Here is a 25,888-nt window from a genome sequence, read left to right on the forward strand (position 1 = left end):
TGAACCCCGTGAGCCATCCCTCCTTTGACAACGCCGCGCTGCGCGTAGACGACGACGCCGTCACCCTCCGCGGCGCCCGCTGCTCCCGCTGCGACACCGTGAGCTTCCCCTCCCGCGAGCGTTGCGCGAGCTGCTACGCCCCTGCCAACCTCATCGACCTTGCCGGAACCGGGACCGTCGTGTCCCACTCCACCGCGATGTTCCCCATCGCCGGCGCGCAGCCGCCCGTCACCATTGCGCAAGTCAGCCTTGAGAACAGCGGCGTCGAACTGCTCGGCGTCAGCGACGGTCCGGTGCACATCGGCGACCGGGTCGCCGTAATCCCCCGCGTCGTGGGCGCCGACGACAACCTATTCACCACCTACGGCTTCGGCAAGGAGTCCTCCGATGCGTGAAACCTACATCGCGGGGGTCGGGATGACTCCCATCGTCTCGCGCACCACGACCCCTGCCCCTGTCCAGGGCGGGCAGGCGCTTACGATCGCGCTCACCGATTCGGGTCTCGACTGGGGCGAGGTCGGCGTGCTCGTCGTCGGCGCCATCGGCACCGACATGTCGGCCGCACCCTCGGTACTCCATGAGATGGGCTGGACCGGAATCCCGACCTATGCCGTCGAAAATGCCTCTGCCACAGGAACTGCCGCGTTCGAGCAGGCGCGCTTCGCTGTCGCCTCCGGCATGGTCGAGACCGCGGCGGTGGTCGGCATCGGCAGCCTCGGCGCCCTCCTGATGAGTCGCGCAGCCGAGGAGGCACGGCCCCCGGACCTGATCTCCGTGTCGGGCATGTCCGTCCCCGCAGTGCCGTTCGCGCTGATGAAGCAGGCCCGCATGCACCGGTACGGCGAGTCTGCCGACGCCAGCCTGCTCGTGGTGGAGAAGAACCTCTATAACGCCAGCCGCAACCCGATGGCCCAGCGCAACAAGGCCCTCACCATGGACGAGCTCAAGGCCGCCCCCATGCTGGTGGACCCGCTGCGGCGCGTCGAGTCCTGCCCGATCGGCGACGGCGCCGCCGCCGCGATCATCACCAGCCGCAAGCCGTCGAACGGCGCCCGCGCGGTTCGGATCGCCGCCGCGGTCGCGGAGAGCGACAAGTGGCACAAGGCCGGCGCATTCATGCCGGACCTCACCGTCACCCGGAGGACCTCGTCGAAGGCCTTCGCGCAGTCCGGCATCACGCCGGAGCAGCTCGACATTGTGGAGGTGCACGAGGCGTTCAGCGTCGAGGAGCTGCAGTACATCGAGGACCTGGGGCTGGCCCCCGAGGGCAAGGCGTCCGTCGCGATGGCTGACGGGGACTTCCACATCGGCGGCCGCGTCGCGGTAAGCCCCAGCGGCGGGCTCATCGGCCGCGGACACCCGGGCGGCGCGACCGGTATGTCGCAGTTTGTCGAGATCGTCCAGCAGCTGCGCGGGCAGTCCGGCGTCCGCCAGCAGCTGGGCGCCCGCATCGGCTTCGCACACATGATCGGGGCCGGCGGCGTGAACTACGCACACATCATGGTGGGCGAGGACTAGCCAGTCCGCCGTCCTCACCCCCCCCCCGACAAACGGAGAATTGCCGATGACTGTCCCTGACCGCGTGTTCGTCAACGGAGCAATCCAGACTATGTCCGAAGAGCGTACAACCACTCTGCCGACCGCGATGGCTTGCGCGGCAGGGACATTCACGGCAGTCGGCTCCGACACGGAAGTCCTGGCGCTGGCCGGACCGGCCACCGAGGTCGTGGACCTCGGTGGAGCCGCCGTCGTACCAGGGTTCATCGAGACTCACCTGCACCCACTGATGTGGGGCCTGATGCTGGCCGGCGTCGACGCGACGACAAACGCCTGCCCGACTACCGAATCGGTCGTCGAGGCCCTGGCGGCGCGAGCCTCACAGACTCCCGAGGGCACACTCGTCGAGGCTTGGGGGTTCGACGACTCGCTGGTCGCGGAGGACCGGGGACTGACCGTCAACGACCTCGACCGGGCCTCCACCCTGCATCCGATCATGGTGCGGCACACTTCCAACCACGGGATCTACCTCAACTCGGTGGCGCTGGCAGAGGCCGGGATCAATGCGGACACGCCGGAACCGGAGGGCGGCATCATCGTCCGCTTCCCGGATGGCACGCCCACCGGCGAACTCCGCGAGATCCCGGCGATGGCGATGTTCAGCGGCCTGATGCCCGCGGCCGACCTCGACGCCGCTCGCCGCGCGATGCTCCGTGCACAGGACGAGATGGCCCGGGTCGGCGTGACGAGTTTCCACGACCTGCTGGTCCCCGCGAACCTGTACGCCGCCTACCGACAAATGGACCAGGACGGCGATCTGCGACTGCGCGCCCGCCTGTACCTCCGCAGCGATGCACCCGATCAGCTTGGTGAAATACCTTGCACCACTGATTATCTCGAGGTCGGCGGAGTGAAAATCGTCTCCGACGGGTCAATCCAGCTACACACCGCGGCGCTGACGGAGCCGTACCACGACCTCGGCGGCTGCCACTGCGGCGAGATGGCGATCCCGACCGGCAATCTCGCACAACTCGTCGCCGAGAATCACGCCGCCGGTCGTTCGGTCGCGATCCACACCAACGGCGACAGAGCCATCGACCTCTCTCTCGACGCCATCGAGAGGGCCCAAGCCGCATACCCGGAACAGGATGTCGCGCACCGCCTCGAGCACGTGCAGACCCTGCGCAACGACCAGATCCGGCGTATGACCGAACTCGGCGTGTTCGCCTCGATCTTCGTCAATCACGTTTACTACTGGGGCGATCGGCACCGCGACCGCTACCTCGGCCCCGGCCGTGGCGAGCGCATCAGCCCTGTCGCGTCGGTCGCTGCTGCGGGCCTGCCGTACGCGCTGCACTGCGATTGCCCCGTGACTCCCGTCGATCCCCTGTTCACAATGAACACAGCGGTACACCGCATCACCCGCGACGGCCATGTACTGGGGCCGCAAGAACGCGCCAGCACCCGCCAGGCGCTGGCCGGCTACACCAGCGAGGCCGCCCGCGTCACCCGCGAGGACAACGTCAAAGGGCGGATCGAGCCGGGACTGTGGGCGGACTTCGTTGTGCTCGACGCGGACCCCCTCGCCGACGAGTCCCACTCCGCGGGGCCGGCTGACCTGTCCACACTGGGCGTCCTGCGGACAGTGGTGGGCGGCGAGACGGTCTACCAAGCCTGACGGTATCGAATCATTCGAAGTACGACGCATAGTCGCTGAAAGGAACCTGGCCGGTAGGACTCGACTTCACGGCGTCGGCAACCACTGAAGGAATGGGAGCCCAGTGCGCCGGCATCGCGGCCGCAAGGGAGGGCTTCACAATGTAGAGCAACGCAAAGTTCACTATCCAGAGCGGCGGTGCCATTGACATGCCCACCTCCGAACTCACTCCACCCTTGGTGTTCGTCACCAGTTGAGCGTTGCCCGAAATTTGTTGCGATGCAATACCAAAGGGCAACTGCACCGTGTAGGCCGACCGATAGAGCGCTATCAGGGTGTCTGTCGCATCGTTGTTCCGCAACCAGGTTCCGACATACCCGCCGGGAGCAATCAAAGCGTTCACCTGCCGGGTAGGCGCATCCGCGTTAGCCGGACTTTGCAACATCCCATTTGTGTTCACGTAGAGCCCATAGCTGGCCAGAACCGACGGCGTGAGGTGACCGTCAGCGTTGGAAAAGAATGGACGGCCGTTCGTATTGGTGAGAATGAGAATGCTTTCCTCGATCATCTTGGCAGCGTCGCGGTCGCCACCGACTCCACCTCCGGTGATGAGATCTCGATACTGCTGATCCGATAGTGCGTCAGCCGGCTTGAGCCCGATCTGACTGGCGATCTGGTCCGCCGCTTGCTGACCGAGTGGCGCGTTGAGCTGATCCGGACTGGTCATCTGCGTCGGCCCCAATCGCTCGTAGCCGGGCGCCCCGACAAAGGGCATCGCAAACCCCGTGTCGCCCATCATCTCTACTGATTCGGCGCTGACGGTCTGAGGAACTGCCAGAGCAAGAAGGCACGCTCCAACCAATGTCAGTACCGAGATGGCCCTGCGGTGGGGTGCTCCGCGTCGATCTACCGGACCCGCTAACCCTTTGTCGCGCATACGTCAACCTCCCAGAACACAGTCGGGCGATTCAACACAAGCAAGTACATCAGTCAAACGCCGCGACTGATGCCGTGTCAAGACCTGGCGTTGACCCGCGCACTATCCGTGGGCGGGACAAGGCAAACGATTCCGGAACTGCCACAGCGGAAATAAACGATGCTCGAACGAGAATGGATACCCAGTGGCGAACTCTCTTACATTGCCCCCAACAGTATTTGTGAATTAGAACCGTAAACGATTCGTGCAGTGCATCTTTCGGTTGATCATCGAACATGACCTGTCCGGAGCTCGTTTCCAGTCGGCGAGGACCGTGCACCGGAAATTCGTAGCGGGAGCTCCAAAACCAGTCGCACCGCTGCGCTTTTCGCGCAACGTGACAGTGCCCGCGATACTGCGTACGCAGTAGATGACTGTCGCCAATGCCCACTGGCCTCCTACAACTCGGGCGGAACCAGCTCCAAGGCCACGGTATTCATGACCACAGTATTCATGGGCACAGTATTCATGTCTGGAGATCTGGCAGTAGTCATGGCCGTCACGGACAGTTCACCGCGCTCAAGGATGCTCGGCCGTGGCTAGCCAGGCCGGGGCGAGGAGTCGGTTGTTCGAGTCGAAGCCAAGGCCGTCAACAATCGCAGCCAAGGGCGAATTTGGCTGACCCGCAAGATCATCCCGCGTGAATGCGGTGGTATACGTGACCCTTTCCAGCCGTCGAACTATCCATCCCGCGTCACCTAGTGTGCGACGGAGGTTGTCCTCGCTGATGCGGTATGGACCCGGAAACTGTTCGGGAACCTGGTCCGAAAAACACACCAGGTGGAGCCTGGCCTGAGGTCGGCAGGCCTGCAGCACCGACTCGGCGTACCGCTGACGCTGGTCCTCGGGAAAGCAGTGGTAGAGGGCACTGTCGATGACGGTGGAGAACCGACCGGCGTAACCGGACAGGTCGGTGGCATCGGCGACGCCGAAGTCGACGGCTTTTTCCAGCCCACGGCGGCGGGCACGTTCGCGGGCGATGTCGATTGCGGTGGGCGAAGCGTCGAGTCCGCACACCTCGTACCCACGGTCGGCGAGGAACAGTGCGTTTTCGCCTAGCCCACAACCGATGTCGAGCACCTCGCTGCTGAATCGACCGTCAGCCTCCAAGGCGCGGACCACCGGCTGAGCTTCGCCGATATCCCAGGGCACTCGGTCGAACTCGAAGTCGGCGGACTCGGCGGCATCAGGAAGTTCGACGTTGCGCCTGAAAGCGTCGAAATCGCCGCGATAGAGGGCATCGAAGTCAGCGGGGCGCGGCTGGCCTGGCGGTTGAGGTTGTATGTCGTCGGTGGTCACGAGTCACTCCTTCAGGATGACGCGGATTTCGGATCCTGCGTAGAGCGCGGTGTTCGAGCTCGTACGGTGAGCATGTTCAACTGCTGACGGCTGTAGATACGCTCGCAATCCAGGTACTCGAGTAGGATTGCCACGTCATCCGCGTTGAACATGCGAGCACCGGCGAGCCGTCCGACAGCGTCGATCATCGGACCGGTGACCGGCGCAGTGAGTCCGGTCGGTCTGCACGGGACCATCACCAGCAACCACCCGCCCGGTTTGACGATCCGAATCATCTCGGTCAGGGCATCAACTGGTTCGGGCACAAGCATGATTACCGCGGTGGCGCAGGCCGCGTCGACGCTGTCGTCGCGGATCGGAAGCCGGGTGGCGTCGGCGCGGATCAGCCCCATGTTGGGTCGGGCCTGATGTGCGGCTCGCGCCAACATCGGCGCGGAAAGATCCACTCCGACGGCCAATCCGTGGGGCCCGACCGCGTCAGCCAAACCGATCGTGACATTGCCTGGTCCGCAGCCCACATCAACCACCGTCTCCCCTGGCCGCAACCGGATCTCCGCGGCGACCGTCCCATATCCGGGCGCCAAAAGAGCCATAAACCGTTGCATCCGTTGATATATCGAGGACCCGAGCTGCGTTTGCCATGCTGCCTGCGCTCGCCCCGGGGGCGGAACCGTCTCTCCGGGCAGGGTGTCCATAAACCCGTCCGACGTCGGTACCCAGTTGGTCTCCGGGCGCAACAGTTCCTCGATCCGCGGAGCAGTCGCGATCGTCGAGATCGGTTTCGACTCCGACTTGCGATTCACCGCGAACCATCTCCTTCGTTGTCTGGCCCGATATGCCAGTGTGTCCCGAGAGGCTCTGATCAAGACTGATGGATCGACTGGGCATGATCATGCCGTCGGCGTTGTAGACCAAGTCGATTGGGTAGCCAGTAGTAATTGCACCTAAACCCGACCGGAGTGATCCTGATGGTCGGCGGCAATCCCCACGACAAACTTCGCGGCGGAGTATCCCCGACGCGAAGCTTGACACTGTCTGCAGTTTTGGCAAGCATATGATTCTGCCGCAACACAATTCACGTGCGCAGCACCGGACCGGGCGGCAGCGTTGACCGCCGCGGCCGCTGCTCCGGATCGATCCCCGCCGGCGGAACGAACCAGGGCCTGCGATCGGATCCCATCTTGATCTCCCACTGCCCGGCAAACCCGGCCTTGCGGTGAATCAAAGTGTGATGCGCTCGGCAGAGCAGGGTGAGGTTGTCCATCACCGTCGGCCCGCCCTGAGACCACGGCCGAATATGGTGCGCGTCGCACCACGCCGGCACCGCATCACAGGAGGGGAAGGCACATCCCTTGTCGCGGGCGATCAACGCCGTCCGCTGCGCCGCCGACACCAACCGCTTCAACGGACTCACATCGAGCGGGGCACCGTGTTCGTCGAGGAGGACCGTCGAGAGCATGCAATCGCACGCCAACATCCGGGTGCGGGTGATACTCAACGGGCCCATCCACGGCATGTGCCCGACATCAAGATCGTCGAAGTCCTCCAGGTCGTCGAAGCCCCACACCGGTGCATCCTCATCGGCCCCGTCTTCGACGTCACCGTCTCCACTGTCTGAGCCGGAAGCTGTCGTCCGGGTCGAGGCGCAGTCCCGATGCTCCGCAAGATCTTTCGCCGTCACATGCACATTCACATGCGGACGCTGACCACCATCCACCCCCGTCGCAGCATTGTCGAGATACCGACGAATCAACTCCGTCAACGCATCCGCCGACCGCTTCGCAGCCGACCGAGCATCGGGAGTTCCGTCCGCCGCCGGGACGGGCATCGACAACCCCGACAACGCCGACAAGAGCATTTCGCCGGTCAACGCATCGAACTCACCCTTGATCACCACCCGACCGTTCAACGTCGGCGCGATGCGTAGTTCGTTGCGGTCCTCGTCCTCCCCAGCCGGGATGTCCTCGGATTCGAAGATCCGCTCCAACACCGCGATGGCGTACCGCAACTTCGTGGTGGTCGCCTCCACCCCGGAGGCTGCCGCGAGCAAGGTTTTGATGCAGTGCGGCAGCGCCTGCTCGGGCATCCCTTTGGGTGGGGACTCGCAGAACGCGATGATCAGCGCGGCATGATCGACAGTGAGGTCCCCGGCATCGAACTGCGCCGCGATAGCCGGGAACGCTCGCAAGGCCACCCCGAGGGCGGCGATCTTGATTCCGGCCGCATTCTGCAGCATCGTATTGGCGGCCAGCCAGCGGCCGACGCCGCGGTAACACAGCACCGACTCGTCCGGATGAAGCGCCAACTCGTCGACCGCGGCAACCCGAATCGCTTCCAGCCGAAGAATTTCCGCCGATGCCTTGACTGCGACGTCCCGCACGTCGCACGGCCGCAACCGCCACAGCCTGCCGCGCACATTCACAGCAGAACCGGCCACGACATCGGCAACTACGGTATCGACGCTCATCGGATCCCCCATCCTTGCCCCCAATTATACTCGAACATCCATTCGAGTCAAGGGAAAGTTTCAGATAGGAAAATCTCTACAGCGCATCGAATGCCGTTGCAGCACCCAACTTTCAGACTTCTACGACAGAAAAGCAGACTCTCCCCGTTATCGCGTAACCGGTGCGCACCACAGGCCGACAAGCGCGTCGACAAGATCCGTTGAAAAATCATTCCACCCGGAGACCTCTAGCCCCTCCCCATCGGCAAGCATCTTTTCGCGCTCGGCGCACATGTGCACCATCACCTGCCGCGCCATCTCGGCACGGGCATGCCGGACTTCAGTCGGCATGTCAGGTAGGCAGGCAGCGAGCGAAACAAGCGTCTCCTGCAGCGATGGCGCGGACAGCGCCTCGATGTAGACAACGGAACGAAGACCCGGATCCGTCAATACCTGGGCACTGAACCGCGCATACCAGGTGGGCGTCCCCAACTCTCGGTAATAGTCAGTGGACGCTCGAACCAGGCAGGTAATCCAGTCACGTACATCGGTCGACCCTTTGATCTCAGCCAACAGTTCGAGGCGATTTTGCTCAATCTGCGTGGCACGTCTGTTCACGATCGCTCGCACCAAATCAGTTTTTGTACCGAAGTGATACCCGACCGCAGCATTGTTGCCCTGCCCGGCAGCCTCGCTCACCTGCCGATTCGATACCGCGAAGACGCCATGCTCTGCAAACAACTGCTCGGCAGCATCAAGTATTCGTTCGCGGGTCGCAACGGACCGAGCGGCATTCGCCGGAGCGTTCCGAATGCTCGCTACGTCTTCAGATTTTGTCGTCATTTCTACCGTCGCAGTCGCTAGCCCAGCGCAGTCCTGCGCCCGAGATCTTGGTCACCATCAACATCACACCCTTGCATCAAGTCAGTCAATTGCTTTAACTTTAGTTCAAGCAATTGACTTAATTCACGAAATCTCCCCTTTTCTCCGATGGAGCCTCCTCAATGTCGATACCTACTGCTGCACCCGCAGGGACCAAGCCACCGTCCACTACCGCTGTAGTCGCAGTTCTGGCGTTCGCCGGCATCGTCGTCTCCCTGATGCAAACACTTGTCATCCCGATCATTCCGCATCTGCCCGAATACTTGAACGCACCCGCGTCGGACACCGTGTGGGCCGTGACGGCCACATTGTTGGCCGCGTCCGTAGCTGTCCCGACGATGGGCCGGTTGGGCGACATGTTCGGCAAACGCCGACTACTTCTGATCAGCCTGGCGCTTCTCGTAGCCGGCTCGGTTATCGGAGCGCTGAGTTCGAGCCTGGTACCGCTTATCTTCGGACGCGTATTACAGGGACTGGCCGCCGGTGTCATCCCACTGGGCATCAGCATCATGCGCGACGTACTTCCCCCGAAGAAGCTTGCGGGCGCGGTCGCAGCGATGGGTGCATCAATGGGAGTCGGTGGCGCACTTGGTCTCCCACTTGCAGCTCTTATTGCCGAATATGCCAACTGGCATGTTCTGTTCTGGACATCGGCTGCCCTCGGCATCCTCGTGACAGCGTTGGTCGTCGTGAATGTTCCCGAATCCACGGTTCGCACCGGTGGCAAGTTCGACTTCGTCGGCGCCGTATCACTCTCGGCCGCTCTGATCGCCCTCCTCCTGGCGATATCCAAGGGCAACTCCTGGGGCTGGACAAGTACCGAGACCCTCACGATGCTCGGCATCTCGCTGGTCGCGTTTGTCATCTGGGGATGGTGGGAACTACGAACCCCTCAGCCGCTGGTCAACCTGCGGGTATCCGTACGTCCACAGGTACTGTTCACCAACCTCGCATCCATCGTATTCGGGTTTGCGATGTTCGCCCTGAGCATGGTTTTCCCGCAAGTTGTTCAACTGCCCGAAGCCACCGGCTTCGGACTCGGCGGGTCCATGCTCACCGCGGGTCTGGTTATGGCGCCGTCCGGCATCGTCATGATGCTGATCGCACCCGTCTCCTCCCGCATCACCAACTTGTACGGTGCCAAAATCACCCTCATGATCGGTGCCGTTGTAGTCGCGGTCGGTTATGCAATCGGCATCTTCGCTATGCATTCGATCTGGCAGCTGATCATGATCGCGATCATCACCGGTGCCGGCACCGGAATGGCCTACGGCGCAATGCCTGCCCTCATCATGGGCGCCGTCCCACTGTCGGAAACCGGAGCAGCCAACAGTTTCAACACACTGATGCGCTCACTGGGAACGTCGTTCGCCAGCGCCATTGCCGGCGTTGTCATCGCCCAGATGACGATGTCGCTCGGCGGCGCAACGCTGCCCTCCGAAAATGCTTTCCGGGTGATCATGGCCCTGGCCGCCGGATCCGCGATTATCGCGCTCATCCTGACCTCCTTCATCCCCAAGTTCCAGAAACCGAACTCCGCCACAGAGACTCACGACAACTCGGCCGTGAGGGAACCTGCCAACGCGAACTGAATTCCAACCGCGGACGGATAGACGTTCCGGGCATTTTGCTTGACCGGGTCGCTGGCGAGAATTCCGTCAGCGACCCGGTGCATCGCGGTGATGCCGCTCCAGCACCGCCGGATCTACGTTCATACCGTCGCCAATGCCGTCGGTGCCGAGACTCGGATACTGCTGTCTACCCGGTATCACCATCGGGGCAAGTTACACGCCCGGCAGCATTGCGTTGCTCGCGTCGCGGCTACCTACGCGCACAGCGCACACTGCACTTGCCACCGGTCGACGATACGGCGGAATCGATGCGCTGACAGCAGGACTCGTCGATAAAATTGCCTCCGAAGCCGAAGTTCTGACCAAGGCAGTCGAACGCGCTCGCACACTGACCACCACCCGGGGCCACACTCTCGGAGAAATCGAGAAACAGTTGTATGCCGCTCCCCTTGCACTGCTACGCAGGCCGGCGGCAGGCATCTCCGATCAGAAGATCCTGCAAGAGAACTGAATACACCGTCACCAGCTATTCGCGCGACAGCATGGCGACGGCCTCACGTTCCAGATCAACATACGGTTCACCGCTGACATCGACGGCTACCCGGTTGAGCGTCCCACCTGTGAATGCCCATGGAGACGTCCCCGAGTAGTCGTCGGTGACGGGCTCACCGCTGTCTCGGCCCGCGTTGAGTCCTTCCCCGCCTCCGATACTGAATTTGCCTGGCTGAGTTCGGATCCGGCCCTCACCGACCTTCTTGTCTCCGTAGTAGAGGCTCAGCAACCCGTGGGCAGTTCCTGGCGGGTCCTCACCCTCCTTGTCGAAAGAAGCTGCCAGTAAAAGGTTTTCACCGATCGGAAGATCTTCGGTGGCGTCGATTTTCTCCTGTTCGCTACCGAGGAAGTTGTACACATAGTGCAGGCGGTTGTCCTTGACATACAGGGAGTGCCCACCGAACCTCCCACCGTGCGAGAACAGAACTCCTTCCGCGTCCGGTTCCGGTAGATCTACGACGGCGCCGATCGAGAAGGAGCGGTTGCGAAGATTGACCGCGACGGCCTCAGGCACTTCAGCTCCACCGGGTCGGTAGACGTAGCGGTTGCGGGGAGGCGCGAGTTGGGGCCGAGGCGTGGTGAGAAGTTCGACGCCGGAGCGATCATCCAGCGGCAGAGCCTGATTGGCACCTGCCTCGTAAAACCACAACCCGACGAGTTCGGCGAGCCGACCAGGTTCGTCTGCTGCTCTGTCATGGAGTTCAGCCCGGTCCACCTCGGTATGGTAGAGCTCCCAGGTATCTTCCGAGAAGTGACCCCACCCGCTCAGCGTCGGGTGTGTCGTGACGGCCTTCCAACCGTCGTGCCAGATTCCGCGACCTCCGAGCATCGAGTAGAACTGAGTGTGCTTGGCCGTCGGAATGTTTCCGGCGTCGAAGCTGTAGCGCATACTCACGCCCTGGATCGGATGCTGGGTATATCCCTTCACTGTGTCGGGGAGTTCCAGACCGACACAGTCGAGCAATGTCGGGACTACGTCGATGGCGTGGTGGTACTGGTCCCGAATTTCACCACGAGCCGCGATTCCGTCAGGCCAGGAAATGACGCACGGGTCGCAGGTGCCGCCGTTGAACGAGTACCGCTTCCACATCTTGAACGGGGTGTTGAAAGCCATCGCCCACCCGTTCGGGTAATGGTTGTAGGTCTCGGTGCTGCCCAATTGGTCCAACATTGCCAGGTTCTCGGCCAGGTCGTCCGGCACTCCGTTGGCGATCTTGTTCTCGTTGACCGAACCGTTGGGCCCACCCTCGCCGCTGGCACCGTTGTCGGAGACCACCACGATGATGGTGTTGTCGAGTTGTTCGATCTCCTCGAGGTAGGCGAGGAGTCGTCCGATCTGATCGTCGCAGTGGGAGAGAAAGCCCGCGTACACCTCGGCCATCCGAGCGAATAATCGCTGCTCGTCCGCCGAGAGCGTGTCCCAGGGACGCGTGAAATCCAACGGCGGAAACTGCTCGCCGCCGGGTCCTGTTCTCGTCTCCGGGGTTCCGATCGGGTTGAGCGACGGCAGCACGGTGTTCGGTGGGACCAGGCCCATCGCCTTCTGCCTAGCCAAAATCTCGTCCCTCATCGCTTCGTAGCCTGCGTCGAATCTGCCGGCGTACCGATCAGCCCATTCGCGCGGCGCGTGATGCGGGGCGTGCGCACACCCTGGTGCGTAGTACAGGAATACCGGCCGCTCCGGAGCGATCGCCTTCACATCCCCGATGTACTCGAGGGCCCTGTCGGTGATGTCGACGCTGAAGTGATACCCCTCTTCCGGCGTCGACGGTTGTTCGACGGGGTGGTTGTCGTGAACCAAATCTGGATACCACTGGTTTGTCTCGGCGCCGAGGAATCCGTAGAAGCGCTCGAAACCTCGACCGACCGGCCAATTCCGTTTAGTGGAGGCAAGATTCATCTCGTCCTCGGCGCACAGGTGCCATTTTCCGACCATCGCGGTACTAAACCCCTGCCCGACCAGAACCTCGGCGAGTGTGGCGCATTCCGGAGGGATGTGACCGTTTCCGCCGGGAAAACCGACTGCACACTCGCTGATACAGGCCATGCCGTTTGTGGTGTGGTTGCGGCCGGTCAGCAAGCACGATCGCGTCGGGGAACACAGCGCAGTGGTGTGCCATTGGCCGTACCGCAATCCGTTCGCGGCGATCCGGTCGATGTTGGGAGTCTCGATCGGCCCGCCGTAGCAGCCGAGTGCGCCGAAGCCAACGTCGTCGAGCACGATGTAGAGAATGTTCGGTGTCCCGGGCTCCGCTTTCGGTTGCTCGTACGGACCCCAGTCGGGGACCGAGTCACGAATATCGAGATTGACGACGCCGTTGAATGTTTTGGCCATAACCTGGCTCCTTGTGTGTGGTCTCACTTCCAGCCTCTGCGGCCGCATAGTCGGTGGCATCCCCCGAAACGGGTGACCGAAACCCAGCTCGCCCGAAACGGGCGATGCCATATCCGCCGCCGGATCAGATGATGAGATGGCTGGGCGTCACGACCCGTTCAGTAGGAAGCCGACATCATGAGCAATCCTCTCGGCGGTGACGCGAACTCGGATGCGCACGATCCCCTCCTGACCTGGCAAGCCGGCGAGAGTAAACGAGCCATTGTGAACTTCGTCGAGCGGGTGACCACCCGAGGCGATCCTGACGAAGTCCCACCGGAAGACCGCATCGCAGTTTTCGACAACGACGGCACCTTGTGGTGTGAGAAGCCGATGCCGATCCAACTCGACTTCATCCTGCGCCGTCTGGTGGAGATGGCCGAACACGACCCGCAACTCCGTACCCGCCAACCCTGGCGGGCCGCGTACACCCGGGACTATGTGTGGTTGAACGACGTGATCACCGCTCACTACCGCGGCGACGACACCACCTTGAAGGTCATTGCTGCCGGTGTGTTGACCGGGTTCGCCGAAGTAACCGTCGAGGAATTCGAGGCCCCGGCCGACACATTTCTACGTGCCGCCCGTCATCCCACCCTTGACCGCAGCTACTTGACGTGCAGCTACGCACCTATGGTCGAGTTGCTGAAATACCTGAGAGACAACGGTTTCCGAAACTACATCGTCTCCGGCGGCGGACGTGACTTCATGCGGCCCATCAGCGAAGAGATGTACGGTATCCCGCGACAGCGAGTCATTGGCAGCGGCGTGTCACTGGACTGGCGGGACGACGGCACCAGCGGCAGTATCTGGCGCAAGCCAGAGGCAGATGTAGTCGATGACGGTCCGGAAAAGCCGATTCGGATCTGGAACAGAACCGGCCGACGGCCTCTCATGGCAGCCGGCAACAGCAACGGCGACATTCCCATGCTGAAGTTTTCCGAGCAACCGAACCGCCCCGCTCTGCGTCTTCTAGTACTCCATGACGATCCCGACCGTGAGTTCGACTATGTGGCAGGTGCCGAAGAAGCACTCAAACTAGCCCGCGACAACAACTGGACGGTGGTCAGTGTCAAAGACGACTGGACCACAGTGTTCTAGCTGCGTCCAGATTCACGCTGAGTCGAGTCGACCAGCAACCAGTATCGAGGGCAATGGCACGGGAACACAGCACGGGAACACGGAAGCCGCAGACGCCTATCGGTGCCGACGGCTTCCGTATACCGCGGCACGGCAACATCCCGAAGGCGTCAACGAGCCGAAATCTAACGTACGCAATCTTGCTGAGAATTCTCTGAGTGCTAACGATCCGCGATACGGCGATCGAGCGCCTCGTCGATCGCCGAATCTTCGGTGTAGAAGAACCCCGGCATCGTTTCGCCGGTATCGGCGAGGGCCACAACCAACTGTGTCAGCCGCAAGTCGGGGTTTGCGCGCCAGAGGGCGCCGAGCTTGGTCAGTATCGGGTCGATCCGGTCCGGGCTTCTCATCAATGTTCTCCTGGCGTAACGATTCTCGAAGGTACATCGAAGTATGCAATGTGACCCGATGGTCCGGCCAACGAATTTCGGTTACGCGCTCGCAGCGACCATGCACTCGCCAAGGCAGATCATCGCTGCCCGGCTGCTCACTATTGAAAGACGCGACACATTGATGCGGAAGTGGATACTGCTGGTGGCGGCTTGGCCTTGATCCTCGTCGGCGTTCTGTTCATCGAACTCGGCGGCGCACACTGATCAAGGCCGGAGCTTGTCACATCTCGGCGAATATCACGCCGTGGGAGTGATCAGCACGGTCCTATCCCCCTTGCCGGTAGGCGCTTTCAGTTCGAGGATGCGGGTTTCGGGGCTCCAACGGCCGACATCTGCGCCGACTACGGCGCCGCCGTTCGGGAAGGTCCGGGCCGGTAAGTAGATTTCCGTCGGCGCCGTGATCGACCGGTCCGGGGTGTAGGAGAATTCGAGCCGATCACTCTCGACGGTCAAGGAAAGCGGCTGGCCCGCGATTGCACGTGGGTACGGATTATCCAGCGCCGCAACCAGATTACGTTCGGTTCCGTCCTCCTCGTACGGACCCCAAGAACCTGGATCGCGTGACCAGTAGGCCACCCCGGCACCCATGTCTGCAGCTGTGGAATACACCTTGTCGACGTAGTCGAGCGCTCCGGGCAATGTTGTATCCAACCCGAACTCACCCAGGATAATCGGCACGTCACCCAACGCTGCCGCTGTCCTCAGGGCGTTGTCACGCCACGCGTCGACAGTGATATCGACTGCGCTCTGCGAACTGCCGACGTATCCACCGCCGAGGTCCATCGGTAGCGGATAGATGTGCGGGCAGTAAGCAATTCGCGCATCTCCGTCACGTCGATCATCGACCGCACCGAGTCCGCTCGGCGTGCCCCAGTTGGTACCCATGGCCTGAGGAGCCACGCATACCCACGTGTCCTGATCGACGGTTCGGATCGCGTCGGCGGTCTTTTGGTACAGAGAGGTGAGTGGTCCGGCTTCGAACGCCGGGCCTTGGAGCGTGCCGCCGTACGGTTCGTTCATCAGGTCATACGCCACCACGGCAGGATTGTCCGCAAACCGTTGCGCGACAACCTTCCAGGCGTTGGCATAGTGATCGGACAGTTCCGGATGTTGCCCGGTTGTGTTCCAGAAATTGTCGAAAGCACGAATCACTCCGGCATCGAGGTAGTACATCTCCCACATGTCGTGCTCCCCCACGGGAAGTCCGTCCATGTAGGTGGCCCACGGCGGCGCACCGTTACCCGATTGCCCGCTGGGAGTGATTGCGCTCGAGTACAGATCCTGGTGCATGTCGAGCATCACCGAGTATCCACGCTCGGAGAACCAGCTGACCCGCTCGGCAACTCGATCGAGATATGCGTCGTCGTACTGACCGGGCGACGGTTCTACCGCCCGCCATGAAATCAGGAATCGGACGAAGTTGGTCCCCATATCCGTATGTTCACGGTCGAGGTCGGCCTCGGTGAATTCGGGCATGCCGTCCGGGGCACTCTTGGAACTCGAAGCGGTATTGAATCCCCGCAAGATCAGAGCGCGACCGGCGTCATCGGTGACGTATGAAGCAGGCGACACCGGATCCGAACGCACAGCGGCACCGATCCCGCCGGCGAGAACCAAGGCACCGACAGTGGCCAACGTGACCAGCGTGCCCCGGCGCATTCCGAGTGCCATCAATACCCTCCAAAGTTGGACGATCGTCCTACCAATTGGGTTAATGTTGCGCCATGTCAGCAAACGAGGTGGCGTTTTCACAAACGACGCAGGTCCGGAGCCTCCGCCTGCCTGCCGTATCGGCCGCAGCGACGGTCGCAGCAATCTCCGCGCTTCTCGGCTTCTGGCCTCTCACCGGACGTTGGCTGACGTCGATGCCGGAAGCCCTCGTTCCGAGTGCCATCGGGTTACCCTTCGCAGTACCGCCACTGCGATTGTTCCCGTTGGGCGAGACCACCTGGCTGTACTGGGCAGTCGATGTTCTTGCCGCATTCGTGATGATCGGGATCGTGTTGCTGTATCTGAATTCGTGGGCGAACCGGCACCCACAGTCTGGTCGCGCTCGCGCCTTCCTTGCCGGTATAACCGCCACCGTCGCCGGGGCAGTGATCGGCAACGTCATTCGAATTGTGTTCCTCAGCTTTGATTCTCACCACAATCTGGCCACGTACATTGTTGCGGTGACAGCAACGATTCTTGTCACGTTGATCTGGGGTGCGATCCTCGGAATCCTCACCGGGGTAGTGCACGCCGCGATTCGACCACCGCCGGTAAGGGAAACCGAGGACGCCGGTCGTCACGGCGCAACGCCCTAGCCTCCGCGGGAAACACCAAGCGTTCGCAGTGCCCGGTACTGGGCCAGCAATACCTGACTTCGTGTGTTTCCGAGTGCGATCGCGGTGTCGTCCGCATCGAGTCCGACAATCACCCGCAAGATCAGCACCTCACGTTCACGCTCCGGCAGTACATCGATCCCGGCTGGAAGTCGAGTCCGAGACTCCGCTCCCGTACGCGCGATCATCCGGCTTGTCGTGGAATACACCAAGTGCAACAACGGTTCGTCCGGCGCAGACCTGTCAGGGACCGAGTTCACTACCGCACAACAGGCAGCGTCGGCGACGGACTCTACCGCGGCGGGATCGAGTTCGGCTCGTGCACGTTGCACCACCATCGGCCGGATAGCGAGATACAGCCCCGCCATCGACGCAGCGTTTCCACTGCGTGCCGCTGCTGCCAGGCGGTCAAGCGAATCATGTTGCGGTGAACGCATGTAGTCAGTCAATGCGATCAACCTGACTGCCCGCTGGGACAGCCCTGGCAAGTCCCTGACAATATTGTTTTCAACTCGAAAAGTGTTGCACTACAACAATTTCAACATATGATTAATTCTCGCCTACTTCCGCCAAATCCACGGGCCTGCCCTCGTTTCTCGACGAGCGTAGGATCAAGAATGGTCGGACGGCAAGAGCAGATGTGCACCCACAACACTCGTGCACCGAAACAGGCGTGCACCAAAATCGGGAGGAAACTCAACGATGCGCACAGATGGAGATACTTGGGACATTGTCAGCAGTGTCGGCCTGACTGCGTTGGGAGTGGCAACATTTCGAGCGATCGAATCACTGCGCCCCAATGCGTTGATCGAGGATCCGTACGCGCCCTGGTTCGTAGAGTCCGCCGGTGAACCACATTTCTCCGCACTACTAGCCAGCCCGTCGTCGTTGGACGACCTACCCTTCTCCGGCTTCATGGGGATGGGCATGGGCATCAGAACCAAATTTTTCGACGACTTTTTCCTCACTGCTGCCCGATCCGGAGTATCTCAATCGACGATCCTGGCGTCCGGTTTGGATGCGCGGGCCTACCGACTGGATTGGCCAACCGGCACTACGGTTTTCGAGGTCGACCAACCAAAGGTGTTGGAATTCAAGGAGCGGGTACTCACCGAACACGGCGCAGAACCGAAAGCAGACCGTCGCACTGTCGCAGTCGATCTACGAGATGACTGGCCCACTGCGCTCAAAGCTGCGGGGTTCGAACCGAGCACACCCTCCGCGTGGTCCGCGGAGGGACTCTTGGCCTACCTCCCTGGCCCCGCACACGACGCACTGTTCGAAAGAATCGACAACCTGTCGTCGTCCGGTAGCCGACTTGCGTTGAACTACTTTCCATCTGGTATAGATGCGCAACGATTCGCGGACATCCGGGCAAAGTATTTCAGCAAGGATCCGTTCGGAGACTTCGACATGGCTGCGCTGTTCTACGAGGACGAGCGTGCCGATCCGAAGCAGTGGTTGACCGAGCACGACTGGTCGGTCGAGTGCCTCAATTCCATCGAATTGGCAAACATCTACGGCGAACCGATCCCGGATCTCCCACCGGAACTCGCCGACCTGTCCGAACAATCGGGATATCTCACGGCGATCAAGACCGCGAGCTAGCTTGAACACCCAGGTCCTCCATCACGATCAACGTCGGCCGTGGATATCGATTGCGAGCGCACGCATCGTCGAGAAGGTCATCGAAGGCCCTCGACAACGCGTCTTCGTCTCGGACCTGCACAAGTAGGTCTGGCGGTGTCAGCGCCACGGTCTCGATAATCAACTCCGACATCAGGATTCGATGTTCACGATGGACTCGTTCCATCAACCCTACGGCGCGGTCAGCGGCCTTCCGCAGGTCGATTTCGTCACGATGACCGACGCCCAGATTGACGCACAGTCCGACCAATTTCAGATGCGGCCGCGCAATCATCGATTCCAGCACGGCGTAAGTTTCCGCCGATTCGATATCGGTCAACTCGACGCGGGCCAGGACGCATCGCGTCGTTGCACGTTCCGAAGCGAGAAAACGAAGAATAGTCATGACCGACCTTTCATGGATCTCCGGAGCTGCGAGTACACCGGTACTTCAGCAGCTCACTTTCAGGACTACCCCGAAAACGTTGATCCGTACGGCTCACTGACGTCGTCTTGACGCCCAAAGGCTCATCCTGACACTGTATTTACGCCTACAGCACTCAGAGCGTCTTGATCAATCCGCCGTCGATCACAAAATCCGCACCTGTCACATTCGCCGCCCGATCCCCAGCGAGAAACAGCACCAGATCCGCGACTTCCTCGGGAAGCGTAAATCGACCCGTCTCCGAACCCGCTGCCGCACTGTCCACCACTTCCTGCGCACTGACACCGCTGACCTCGGCAAGCGTCGATGCAACTCCACCCTCTGCCAGCCAGAGTGCGGTTCGAACCGGACCCGGACTGACGGTATTCACACGAATCCCCTTCGGAGCCAATTCTTTCGACAACGACTTGCAAAGATTTGTCAGTGCAGCCTTTGCCGCACTGTAATCAATTACGGCAGGGTCGGGAAGGAATGCGTTTACCGAACTGACCGTGACAATGCTTCCGCCGCCGCGACGCTCCATCTCAGGTAGGGCCGCCCTGATAGTTCGTACCGCGGACATGAAGGTCAGATTCAGTGATGACTCCCAGTCCGCATCCGCGACACTGACAAATCCTCCGGTCCGCGGCGTCACGGCACCGACGTTGTTGATCAGTACATCGATTCCGCCCTGTTCTGCCGCAACCGCGACGAGCGTCTCCGCCCCCTCCGTACTCGACAGATCAACCTCGACGAAGGTGATGGCGCCGGCGGCCTCGAGCGAATCGATGTCTGCCGTGCGAGTCCGCGAACCCGCAATCACGTAGGCACCTTCTTCGGCCAACGCCCGAGTTATCGCAAGCCCGATGCCTTTGCCGGCCCCCGTGACGACGGCAGTCTTACCTTTCAGATGCAGATCCATGGAACCTCCGATTTACCCGACCGGATCAAGCATTGAGCCGGTCACCAACGCTGAGCAGAATCCCAAAGGATGAATTCCAGGGTGATTTCTCTGTAAATCGCGGGCAAACCGACGCAGTCCGTCGTAGTCTCGTTGACGCGCGCTTCGGTGTGCTCGGACTCGTTGACGCTCTAAGAGATGTTGGCAAGACCGATCGAAGACAGGCCCCGCACTCCCATGGGGCGCGGGGTCTGTCCTCGATCCGGTACTGCAATAGGCGTACCAGGCACTTCAGTAATAGTGCCGCCTCCCGCCAACCGCTCGTCCCGTCGAACCCAGCACGAACAGAATCAATCCGATCACCAAGAGGACAACGCCGATTGTCCACAGAATCGGAATGTTCACCAGGAATCCGATAATCAGCAAGATAATTCCGAGAACAATCATGGCAGTTCTTTTCAGTCGACTGGCCGGTTACGTGCGCTCGATACCAAGGCACTGAATCTCGAGTACCCGAACTGTTCGCCTTCCATACTCGCTCTGACCGGCTATTTTCCCGGTCGGCACAGTCCGGAACCACAACTCTCGATGTACCAAACCAACTAGTCGATAGGCTGGAGGTGATTCGACAACACCGAAGCGAGGCGCACGTGACTACAGCACCAGACCGCACCAGGATCGAGTTTCCCGACATCAGTTCCCGCGCTTGGGAGCATCCGGCAGACCGCGCAGCTTTGGTCACGCTCCGCACCCTTCGCGGATTCGACACTGTGCTGCGCACACTGTCGGGACTACTCCAGGAGCGCCAACACCGGCTGATGTATCTGGCCACCGCTGTCCGCGTGGACGAACGCCAGTTCCGCGACCTTCACGACCTACGACGCGATTGTGTCGACATCTTGGGAGCGGACGAAACTCCTGAACTCTTCGTTCTGCAGACTCCGATGGTCAATGCCTTCACCATCGGCATGGACCGGCCGTTCATGGTGGTGACAACGGGCCTTCTCGACATAATGAATTACGAGGAACAGCGATTTGTCATCGGGCACGAACTCGGACATGCGTTGTCCGGTCACGCCGTCTATCGCACGATCCTGATGCATCTGATGCGTTTGGCCGGGACCATCGGTTGGCTACCCGTCGGAGGCTGGGCGCTACGTGCGATCATCGCAGCATTATTGGAATGGCAACGCAAATCCGAACTCTCGGGCGATCGTGCCGGCCTCCTCTGCGGCCAGGACGTTCACGCCGCTATTCGTGTGCAGATGAAGTTGGCCGGCGGGTCGCGAGTGAGTGAGATCGACATCGAAGCCTTCCTCGGCCAGGCCGCCGAGTACGACTCCAGCGGAGACCTCCGGGACGGCGTGCTCAAACTTCTCAACATCGAACTACTGACACACCCATTTTCGGTACTGCGGGCCGCCGAACTGAAGAAGTGGGTGGACAGTGGAGCGTACTCCGACGTTCTGCGCGGCAACTACCCGCGCCGCGTCGACGATGACGACGCAAAGATCAGCGACGAATTCAAAAACGCCGCCAAGACGTACAAGCAGAACTTCGACGAATCCGACGATCCACTGATCCGGATGGTCCGCGATATCGGCAGCGGACTCGGGGGCGCTGTGGGGGCCGTGGGCAACGGCGTCGGCGACGTCGCGTCCGACATCAAGGAACGCTTCACGCACTGGCGTCGGAGTTCGGAAACCAAGAATGACGAATCCAACAAAGGCAACTGAACGCTGAATCCCGCAAATCGGTGCCTGACGTAAATCGGTGCCTGACACTGAAGGCAGTCAGCGTCAGGCACCAGATTTTGGCGTGTGGGTGGTGCAGGCTTCCCTCTGCACCACCCTCACGATCACCGACACTAGCAACTATCGAACAAATGTGCGACTCGAACGGGAAACCTACTCCGAGCCACCGTAGTCTGAGGCTGCCAACCCCAGGCTGAACAGCATCAATACCATCAGAAACCAGCCCGCACCCTGCCAGATCGGCCAAGTGCCGCTGCGTCGCCAGACCCGATACGTCTGAACAAACGCAGCCAATCCTCCGATCAGAAAGACCGCCGACGGCGCAAATGCGAGAATGCCGATCCCGGACATTCCCGATTCGCCGCCTCCGGATTCACTGTCTCCCGACTGCCGGTTTACTGCGAGCGCGTCGAGCAACAGGACCGCAAGTGCCGTGCCGACCACCACGATCGTGAAAATCGCAGCCCGACGGAATTCTTCGGGATCCGACCACCGCTTCTCGGTGTCCCGTCCGTTGCGCCGCGCAGCAGACATCGGGCACTCCCTTCGCCAATCAGATTGGGTACCCCGTCCTCGTGTCGGATCAACCTCGAGCGGGTACGCCTGGCAAGACAACTACAGATACGACGACAAGAGAGGAGTCGCCATGCATGCTGGGCGACTGAAGAAGGTCGGTTCGAGCGAAGGACCATTTGCCTCCGTGTACTTCGAGGACGTCAGAAACCGTGAAGATTCACGTGAGCGCTTCGAGCAGGAATGGCGGTCGATGCGAAGCCAACTGTCCAAGCAGGAGGCTCCAGCGTCGTTGATCGAACAGTTCGACAGCGTGAAAGACAACCACCACGGAATTTCCGGTCGCGCCGGCCGAGCAATCATCGTGACGCCCGACGCTGTTCTGGTCGACGACATTCTGCTCGAGCCCACGACGTCGACCATCGTGACGGTCGGATCACTGCCCTATCTGATTCCGCTGATTGCGCACGGTCACGACACCGAACCGTTCATCATCGCGAAGGTCGATCACACCGGAGCTGATCTCTGTGTCCGCGACTCGCGGGGACGTGACGTGTACGGGGAGTCCGTGGACGGTGACGGATTTCCGGTACACAAGGCCCGAGTCGGTGGCCCGGACCGCTATATCGACACTCAATCCCTGGCCGAGGAGAATGTACGAAAGAACCTGACTCAGGCCGCAACTCGCACTGCAACATTAGCGCGCGAGCACAACGTTCAACTGGTGGTGATCATCGGAGAAGTACAGTCGCGGAACGCATTCGCCCAGCACCTTCCGTCGTCGTTGCGGGCTGTCGAAATCGAGAGGGGATCGCGTGCGGCGGGTTCCTCACCCACGGAGGTTGCCAAGGAAATCCGCGAACTCATCGATACGGAACGGCTCCGCCGAATGGATGTGGAGACCGAACGCTTTGTGGCAGAACAGGGCCGAGACAGCGACCTGTCCGTGGACGGTACCGCCCGCGTGCTGGACGCTTTGGAACAGGGAAAGGTCGAGACCTTGCTCTTCACCGATCCCGATGACAAAGAGGTGTCCAGCGATTCCCTCTTCGCCCCCGCCGATCGCCTACTGCCGTATTTAGCGATCCGGACCGGCGCAGAGCTGGTACAAATCGACGAACGTCTCACTCTCGCAGACGGATACGGGGCAATACTGAGGCATATCTGACACTCAACTACACGCACCGGTCATCTGGACGCGTGCTTACCCGGAGACTCGGGAAATCCGTCGGCAATGGCGGCAACCAATTCGAGGTAGGCGCGCGCGGTGCGTTTGTTCAACAACTTCAAGTCGATCGGACCGCCTTCGCCGAGATGATCGTCGTACGGCAACGTGCGTACCGCGCGAACTCCTCGCTGCGAGAACACATCCTCGAGTTGATCGAGATCGAGTGAAGAAGACCCGGGCCGGGTCGAGTTGATCGCAACCACCGACCGACTCACCAAATCGCCGTAGCCGTGCTTGGTCAGCCAACTCAAAGTGGCCGCGGCGCTGCGCGCACCGTCCTGCGCTGTCGGACTGACGACAACCAAAGCGTCTGCCTCATCGAGGATTCCGTACATTGCCGAGTGCATGATGCCAGTTCCGCAGTCGGTGATGACGATGTTGTAGTGCACCTCGAGGATGCGGAGGGTATCGAGATAGTCCTGCTCGTTGAACGACTCCGACGTCTCCGGATCCGCTTCGCTGGCAAGGATTTCCAGCCGACTGTCCCCTTGTGAGGTGTAATAACGCACGTCACTGTAGGTGCGAATATCTCCGTCGGCCAACAGATCACGGACGGTCAGGTGATGTTCACGTCGTTCCCGATCAGCCAGGGTACCCAGATCCGGATTGGCATCGATCGCGACAATCCGATCGCCCCGAATCGACGCAAATGTCGAGCCGACGGTCTTGGCTGCCGTTGTCTTCCCCACGCCGCCCTTGAGTGAGATGAACGCAATCTTGTAGACACCACGCACGGTCTGATTTGCGCGACGAACCAACGCTTGATGTTCGAGTTCGGCCGCCGACTGCCCAGTGTTGATCCGTCCGCCCGAGAGCTTGAACAACACACTGCCCAAACCTCGTTCGGGAGGACGCTTCGCGCGCTTGATGATGTCCAGATCGTCGACAGATGTCATTTCCGCAGGTGTTGCGGTCCGGAAATCGGTCGGTTCTTCGCGCCGCGTCTGCCGCATTCTCTGACTGGGCAACGGCCGGGGAGGAACCTCGTCGAACTGCGGAGTGAAGGTGACCGTTCGAATCGTGTTGGCATAGGAATCGTCCGTCCCGACCGACCCTGAACCGCTTCGTAGAAATCCGCCATTCGAGCCGTTGTTATCGCTGCGCACCGTTTTCCCAGTTCGAGTTCGGAATCATTCGGACGTAATGTTTCGGACGCTATCACTCTGCGGCCTTGTTTCTCTGCTGTCGATACCGTGATCGAGCGCCAGTCCGTTACACCCGCAATTCGATGACTTTGGTCCCATCGGCCGTCCAGGACTCAGCAATTCGAGAATTCGAACTATCTGCTGCACTTATCCGTTCGTACGGTACGGAAATTCTTGTTCCGCAATCGACAGGCAAATTCGTTGCCCCGAACGACACAACGCCGCGGAAGGAATTCGCCGTCACCTCCGGCAGCGCCGACGCCGGGGTCGACGCCGGGGTCGACGCCGGGTAATGGTCCGGAAACTCACGGCAACTACTAACTCTCGTAGTAGATGCCGTATCCTGTGGTCCATGACCCCAGGGCCCGCAGACGTCGCGCAGTTGCGCGGGGCCTTCGTGGGCGGCACATCCGGCGCCGTCAGCATCGCTGCCCACGCACTCGGTGGCGGCGGTACTGCTCCCTCGGAAAGTGCAGTGGCTTTGTTGATCTTCGCGTGCGCGAGCGTCGGAGCGGTTGTGTCGTCCATCGACATCCGCCGCTCCCCAGCGGTCGCACTTGCACTCATGCTTGCCGCGGGTCAGGCAATCGGCCATACAACGCTGACCATCGCTTCGGAACATCAGCACGGGCTTCTCTTGTCCTTCCCGATGCTCGCGGCACACATTGTCGCCATCGGCGTCTGCGCCTTGCTGATTCGTGCAGCAGAGCACGGCTACGTTGTCGCCGCATCGACAGTCGCTGTCATCGTTGCCGTCCTTCTGAGTCCGCAGACCCCCGAACCCGCATCCGCCTCGATGCGCACGCGCTACCGCGCCAAAGTTGTTCTGCGACAACTTGTCACTTCGGGCACTGGTACGCGCGGTCCGCCGGCAATCGTGTAACTCACCTATTCCCCTATTACTTCACGCACGAAAACCCGTGCGCCACTTTGCTGTGCGCCTTTATTAACCCTGGGCGGTTGACAAAGGCGCACAGCGGGATCGAGTACACGCATGTCCGCACCCGAATTGGAACGCGCACCCGAACGCGCTTCCAACGACAGTTCTCCCCCGACGAAAAAACCTCGCTCCGCCAGGCCCTTGATCCTGCGTCTGCACTTCTACGCCGGCATCCTGATCGGCCCCTTCATCCTCATCGCAGCATTGAGCGGTGGCCTCTATGCAATCGCACCCAGTATCGAGAAAA

General features: G+C 61.1%; 27 protein-coding genes. 13 read left to right on the forward strand and 14 right to left on the reverse strand.

Annotated elements, in window-relative coordinates; all coding sequences use genetic code 11:
* The first annotated feature begins 8 nt into the window (after positions 1-8).
* The 3 genes from BDB13_RS27270 to BDB13_RS27280 are packed head-to-tail and all read left to right on the forward strand — an operon-like array spanning position 9 to position 3,175.
* Positions 9-395, forward strand: a complete 387-nt coding sequence (locus BDB13_RS27270; protein ID WP_169635138.1) for a Zn-ribbon domain-containing OB-fold protein — start codon at positions 9-11, stop codon at positions 393-395.
* The gene (locus tag BDB13_RS27275) at positions 388-1,518 is read left to right on the forward strand and encodes a thiolase family protein (RefSeq protein WP_094274529.1); all 1,131 of its coding nucleotides are present in this window, start codon (positions 388-390) and stop codon (positions 1,516-1,518) included. The genes BDB13_RS27270 and BDB13_RS27275 overlap by 8 nt, the downstream gene beginning before the upstream one ends.
* A 46-nt stretch (positions 1,519-1,564) precedes the next feature.
* Positions 1,565-3,175: an amidohydrolase gene (locus BDB13_RS27280; RefSeq protein ID WP_094274530.1), complete on the forward strand. Its 1,611-nt coding sequence runs from the start codon at positions 1,565-1,567 to the stop codon at positions 3,173-3,175.
* Between the two features lie 10 nt (positions 3,176-3,185).
* Here the strand turns inward: BDB13_RS27280 and BDB13_RS27285 are convergent, their stop codons facing one another.
* The 5 genes from BDB13_RS27285 to BDB13_RS27305 form a co-directional block, all read right to left on the reverse strand.
* Positions 3,186-4,091, reverse strand: coding sequence for a hypothetical protein (locus tag BDB13_RS27285; RefSeq protein ID WP_094274531.1), 906 nt, complete (start codon positions 4,089-4,091; stop codon positions 3,186-3,188).
* Between the two features lie 558 nt (positions 4,092-4,649).
* Complete coding sequence (locus BDB13_RS27290) at positions 4,650-5,429, reverse strand: class I SAM-dependent methyltransferase (protein WP_094274532.1); 780 nt, start codon at positions 5,427-5,429, stop codon at positions 4,650-4,652.
* A gap of 11 nt (positions 5,430-5,440) precedes the next feature.
* The gene (locus tag BDB13_RS27295; protein ID WP_094274533.1) at positions 5,441-6,232 is read right to left on the reverse strand and encodes a methyltransferase domain-containing protein; all 792 of its coding nucleotides are present in this window, start codon (positions 6,230-6,232) and stop codon (positions 5,441-5,443) included.
* A 272-nt stretch (positions 6,233-6,504) separates the two neighbouring features.
* The gene (locus BDB13_RS27300) at positions 6,505-7,896 is read right to left on the reverse strand and encodes an HNH endonuclease signature motif containing protein (RefSeq protein ID WP_094275249.1); all 1,392 of its coding nucleotides are present in this window, start codon (positions 7,894-7,896) and stop codon (positions 6,505-6,507) included.
* Positions 7,897-8,043: 147 nt separating this feature from the next.
* Positions 8,044-8,718, reverse strand: a complete 675-nt coding sequence (locus BDB13_RS27305; RefSeq protein WP_094274534.1) for a TetR family transcriptional regulator — start codon at positions 8,716-8,718, stop codon at positions 8,044-8,046.
* Positions 8,719-8,879: 161 nt separating this feature from the next.
* Here BDB13_RS27305 and BDB13_RS27310 point away from each other — a divergent pair, with 161 nt between their 5' ends.
* Together BDB13_RS27310 and BDB13_RS27315 are read left to right on the forward strand one after the other, a co-directional pair.
* On the forward strand, positions 8,880-10,349 hold the full coding sequence (locus BDB13_RS27310) for an MFS transporter (protein ID WP_094274535.1): 1,470 nt from the start codon (positions 8,880-8,882) through the stop codon (positions 10,347-10,349).
* Positions 10,350-10,491: 142 nt separating this feature from the next.
* The gene (locus BDB13_RS27315) at positions 10,492-10,839 is read left to right on the forward strand and encodes an enoyl-CoA hydratase-related protein (protein WP_254922981.1); all 348 of its coding nucleotides are present in this window, start codon (positions 10,492-10,494) and stop codon (positions 10,837-10,839) included.
* 15 nt (positions 10,840-10,854) lie between these two features.
* On the opposite strand, the gene BDB13_RS27320 is transcribed toward BDB13_RS27315, so the two are convergent.
* Positions 10,855-13,215 carry an arylsulfatase gene (locus tag BDB13_RS27320; protein ID WP_094274537.1) on the reverse strand — a complete coding sequence of 787 codons (2,361 nt, stop codon included), beginning with the start codon at positions 13,213-13,215 and terminating at the stop codon, positions 10,855-10,857.
* A gap of 177 nt (positions 13,216-13,392) precedes the next feature.
* On the opposite strand from BDB13_RS27320, the gene BDB13_RS27325 reads away from it, so the two are divergent.
* Positions 13,393-14,355: an HAD family hydrolase gene (locus BDB13_RS27325; RefSeq protein WP_094274538.1), complete on the forward strand. Its 963-nt coding sequence runs from the start codon at positions 13,393-13,395 to the stop codon at positions 14,353-14,355.
* 200 nt (positions 14,356-14,555) lie between these two features.
* On the opposite strand, the gene BDB13_RS27330 is transcribed toward BDB13_RS27325, so the two are convergent.
* Positions 14,556-14,744 carry a hypothetical protein gene (locus BDB13_RS27330; protein WP_094274539.1) on the reverse strand — a complete coding sequence of 63 codons (189 nt, stop codon included), beginning with the start codon at positions 14,742-14,744 and terminating at the stop codon, positions 14,556-14,558.
* A 279-nt stretch (positions 14,745-15,023) separates the two neighbouring features.
* Positions 15,024-16,457 (reverse strand): cellulase family glycosylhydrolase, encoded by a 1,434-nt coding sequence (locus BDB13_RS27335; RefSeq protein ID WP_254922982.1) that lies wholly within the window; start codon positions 16,455-16,457, stop codon positions 15,024-15,026.
* Between the two features lie 53 nt (positions 16,458-16,510).
* Between BDB13_RS27335 and BDB13_RS27340 the strand changes: the two genes are divergently transcribed.
* Positions 16,511-17,092, forward strand: a complete 582-nt coding sequence (locus BDB13_RS27340) for a hypothetical protein (RefSeq protein WP_094274540.1) — start codon at positions 16,511-16,513, stop codon at positions 17,090-17,092.
* Here the strand turns inward: BDB13_RS27340 and BDB13_RS27345 are convergent.
* The gene (locus BDB13_RS27345) at positions 17,089-17,547 is read right to left on the reverse strand and encodes a hypothetical protein (RefSeq protein ID WP_094274541.1); all 459 of its coding nucleotides are present in this window, start codon (positions 17,545-17,547) and stop codon (positions 17,089-17,091) included. The genes BDB13_RS27340 and BDB13_RS27345 overlap by 4 nt on opposite strands.
* A gap of 265 nt (positions 17,548-17,812) precedes the next feature.
* Here BDB13_RS27345 and BDB13_RS27350 point away from each other — a divergent pair, with 265 nt between their 5' ends.
* Complete coding sequence (locus tag BDB13_RS27350) at positions 17,813-18,718, forward strand: class I SAM-dependent methyltransferase (RefSeq protein ID WP_094274542.1); 906 nt, start codon at positions 17,813-17,815, stop codon at positions 18,716-18,718.
* Here the strand turns inward: BDB13_RS27350 and BDB13_RS27355 are convergent.
* The 3 genes from BDB13_RS27355 to BDB13_RS32300 all read right to left on the reverse strand — a co-directional run bounded on the left by BDB13_RS27355 (position 18,702) and on the right by BDB13_RS32300 (position 20,508).
* Positions 18,702-19,142, reverse strand: coding sequence for a hypothetical protein (locus tag BDB13_RS27355; protein WP_094274543.1), 441 nt, complete (start codon positions 19,140-19,142; stop codon positions 18,702-18,704). The two genes, BDB13_RS27350 and BDB13_RS27355, sit on opposite strands and share 17 nt — an antisense overlap.
* A 154-nt stretch (positions 19,143-19,296) precedes the next feature.
* Entirely contained in the window at positions 19,297-20,082 is a 786-nt protein-coding gene (locus BDB13_RS27360) for an oxidoreductase (RefSeq protein WP_094274544.1), read from the reverse strand.
* Positions 20,083-20,352: 270 nt separating this feature from the next.
* Positions 20,353-20,508, reverse strand: coding sequence for a DUF6131 family protein (locus BDB13_RS32300; protein ID WP_094274545.1), 156 nt, complete (start codon positions 20,506-20,508; stop codon positions 20,353-20,355).
* Positions 20,509-20,711: 203 nt separating this feature from the next.
* Between BDB13_RS32300 and BDB13_RS27370 the strand changes: the two genes are divergently transcribed.
* Positions 20,712-21,797, forward strand: coding sequence for a M48 family metallopeptidase (locus BDB13_RS27370; protein WP_094274546.1), 1,086 nt, complete (start codon positions 20,712-20,714; stop codon positions 21,795-21,797).
* 171 nt (positions 21,798-21,968) lie between these two features.
* Here BDB13_RS27370 and BDB13_RS27375 read toward each other — a convergent pair whose 3' ends face one another.
* Positions 21,969-22,349 (reverse strand): hypothetical protein, encoded by a 381-nt coding sequence (locus BDB13_RS27375; protein WP_094274547.1) that lies wholly within the window; start codon positions 22,347-22,349, stop codon positions 21,969-21,971.
* A 112-nt stretch (positions 22,350-22,461) separates the two neighbouring features.
* Here BDB13_RS27375 and BDB13_RS27380 point away from each other — a divergent pair, with 112 nt between their 5' ends.
* Entirely contained in the window at positions 22,462-23,496 is a 1,035-nt protein-coding gene (locus BDB13_RS27380; RefSeq protein ID WP_094275251.1) for a baeRF2 domain-containing protein, read from the forward strand.
* A 20-nt stretch (positions 23,497-23,516) separates the two neighbouring features.
* Here the strand turns inward: BDB13_RS27380 and BDB13_RS27385 are convergent, their stop codons facing one another.
* Complete coding sequence (locus BDB13_RS27385; protein ID WP_206041287.1) at positions 23,517-24,452, reverse strand: MinD/ParA family ATP-binding protein; 936 nt, start codon at positions 24,450-24,452, stop codon at positions 23,517-23,519.
* 332 nt (positions 24,453-24,784) lie between these two features.
* Here BDB13_RS27385 and BDB13_RS27390 point away from each other — a divergent pair, with 332 nt between their 5' ends.
* From BDB13_RS27390 to BDB13_RS27400, 3 genes are all read left to right on the forward strand, one after another.
* The gene (locus BDB13_RS27390; protein WP_094274549.1) at positions 24,785-24,994 is read left to right on the forward strand and encodes a hypothetical protein; all 210 of its coding nucleotides are present in this window, start codon (positions 24,785-24,787) and stop codon (positions 24,992-24,994) included.
* A gap of 59 nt (positions 24,995-25,053) precedes the next feature.
* A complete protein-coding gene (locus tag BDB13_RS27395) occupies positions 25,054-25,584 on the forward strand; it encodes a hypothetical protein (RefSeq protein WP_094274550.1) in 531 nt (176 codons plus the stop codon).
* 111 nt (positions 25,585-25,695) lie between these two features.
* A partial coding sequence (locus BDB13_RS27400; protein ID WP_141210702.1) for a PepSY domain-containing protein occupies positions 25,696-25,888 on the forward strand: 193 nt, incomplete at its 3' end.

It is taken from the genome of Rhodococcus sp. OK302, from assembly GCF_002245895.1.
Taxonomy (GTDB): Bacteria; Actinomycetota; Actinomycetes; order Mycobacteriales; family Mycobacteriaceae; genus Rhodococcus_F.

Bases quoted from the DNA above. Each gene is read 5' to 3' on its own strand.
- BDB13_RS27275 (WP_094274529.1), top strand. From the start codon at position 388: ATGCGTGAAACCTACATCGCGGGGGTCGGGATGACTCCCATCGTCTCG.
- BDB13_RS27280 (WP_094274530.1), top strand. From the start codon at position 1,565: ATGACTGTCCCTGACCGCGTGTTCGTCAACGGAGCAATCCAGACTATG.
- BDB13_RS27285 (WP_094274531.1), bottom strand. From the start codon at position 4,091: ATGCGCGACAAAGGGTTAGCGGGTCCGGTAGATCGACGCGGAGCACCC.
- BDB13_RS27300 (WP_094275249.1), bottom strand. From the start codon at position 7,896: ATGAGCGTCGATACCGTAGTTGCCGATGTCGTGGCCGGTTCTGCTGTG.
- BDB13_RS27305 (WP_094274534.1), bottom strand. From the start codon at position 8,718: ATGACGACAAAATCTGAAGACGTAGCGAGCATTCGGAACGCTCCGGCG.
- BDB13_RS27310 (WP_094274535.1), top strand. From the start codon at position 8,880: ATGTCGATACCTACTGCTGCACCCGCAGGGACCAAGCCACCGTCCACT.
- BDB13_RS27320 (WP_094274537.1), bottom strand. From the start codon at position 13,215: ATGGCCAAAACATTCAACGGCGTCGTCAATCTCGATATTCGTGACTCG.
- BDB13_RS27325 (WP_094274538.1), top strand. From the start codon at position 13,393: ATGAGCAATCCTCTCGGCGGTGACGCGAACTCGGATGCGCACGATCCC.
- BDB13_RS27330 (WP_094274539.1), bottom strand. From the start codon at position 14,744: ATGAGAAGCCCGGACCGGATCGACCCGATACTGACCAAGCTCGGCGCC.
- BDB13_RS27335 (WP_254922982.1), bottom strand. From the start codon at position 16,457: ATGGCACTCGGAATGCGCCGGGGCACGCTGGTCACGTTGGCCACTGTC.
- BDB13_RS27340 (WP_094274540.1), top strand. From the start codon at position 16,511: ATGTCAGCAAACGAGGTGGCGTTTTCACAAACGACGCAGGTCCGGAGC.
- BDB13_RS27345 (WP_094274541.1), bottom strand. From the start codon at position 17,547: ATGCGTTCACCGCAACATGATTCGCTTGACCGCCTGGCAGCAGCGGCA.
- BDB13_RS27350 (WP_094274542.1), top strand. From the start codon at position 17,813: ATGCGCACAGATGGAGATACTTGGGACATTGTCAGCAGTGTCGGCCTG.
- BDB13_RS27355 (WP_094274543.1), bottom strand. From the start codon at position 19,142: ATGACTATTCTTCGTTTTCTCGCTTCGGAACGTGCAACGACGCGATGC.
- BDB13_RS27360 (WP_094274544.1), bottom strand. From the start codon at position 20,082: ATGGATCTGCATCTGAAAGGTAAGACTGCCGTCGTCACGGGGGCCGGC.
- BDB13_RS32300 (WP_094274545.1), bottom strand. From the start codon at position 20,508: ATGATTGTTCTCGGAATTATCTTGCTGATTATCGGATTCCTGGTGAAC.
- BDB13_RS27375 (WP_094274547.1), bottom strand. From the start codon at position 22,349: ATGTCTGCTGCGCGGCGCAACGGACGGGACACCGAGAAGCGGTGGTCG.
- BDB13_RS27380 (WP_094275251.1), top strand. From the start codon at position 22,462: ATGCATGCTGGGCGACTGAAGAAGGTCGGTTCGAGCGAAGGACCATTT.
- BDB13_RS27385 (WP_206041287.1), bottom strand. From the start codon at position 24,452: ATGACATCTGTCGACGATCTGGACATCATCAAGCGCGCGAAGCGTCCT.
- BDB13_RS27390 (WP_094274549.1), top strand. From the start codon at position 24,785: ATGACTTTGGTCCCATCGGCCGTCCAGGACTCAGCAATTCGAGAATTC.
- BDB13_RS27395 (WP_094274550.1), top strand. From the start codon at position 25,054: ATGACCCCAGGGCCCGCAGACGTCGCGCAGTTGCGCGGGGCCTTCGTG.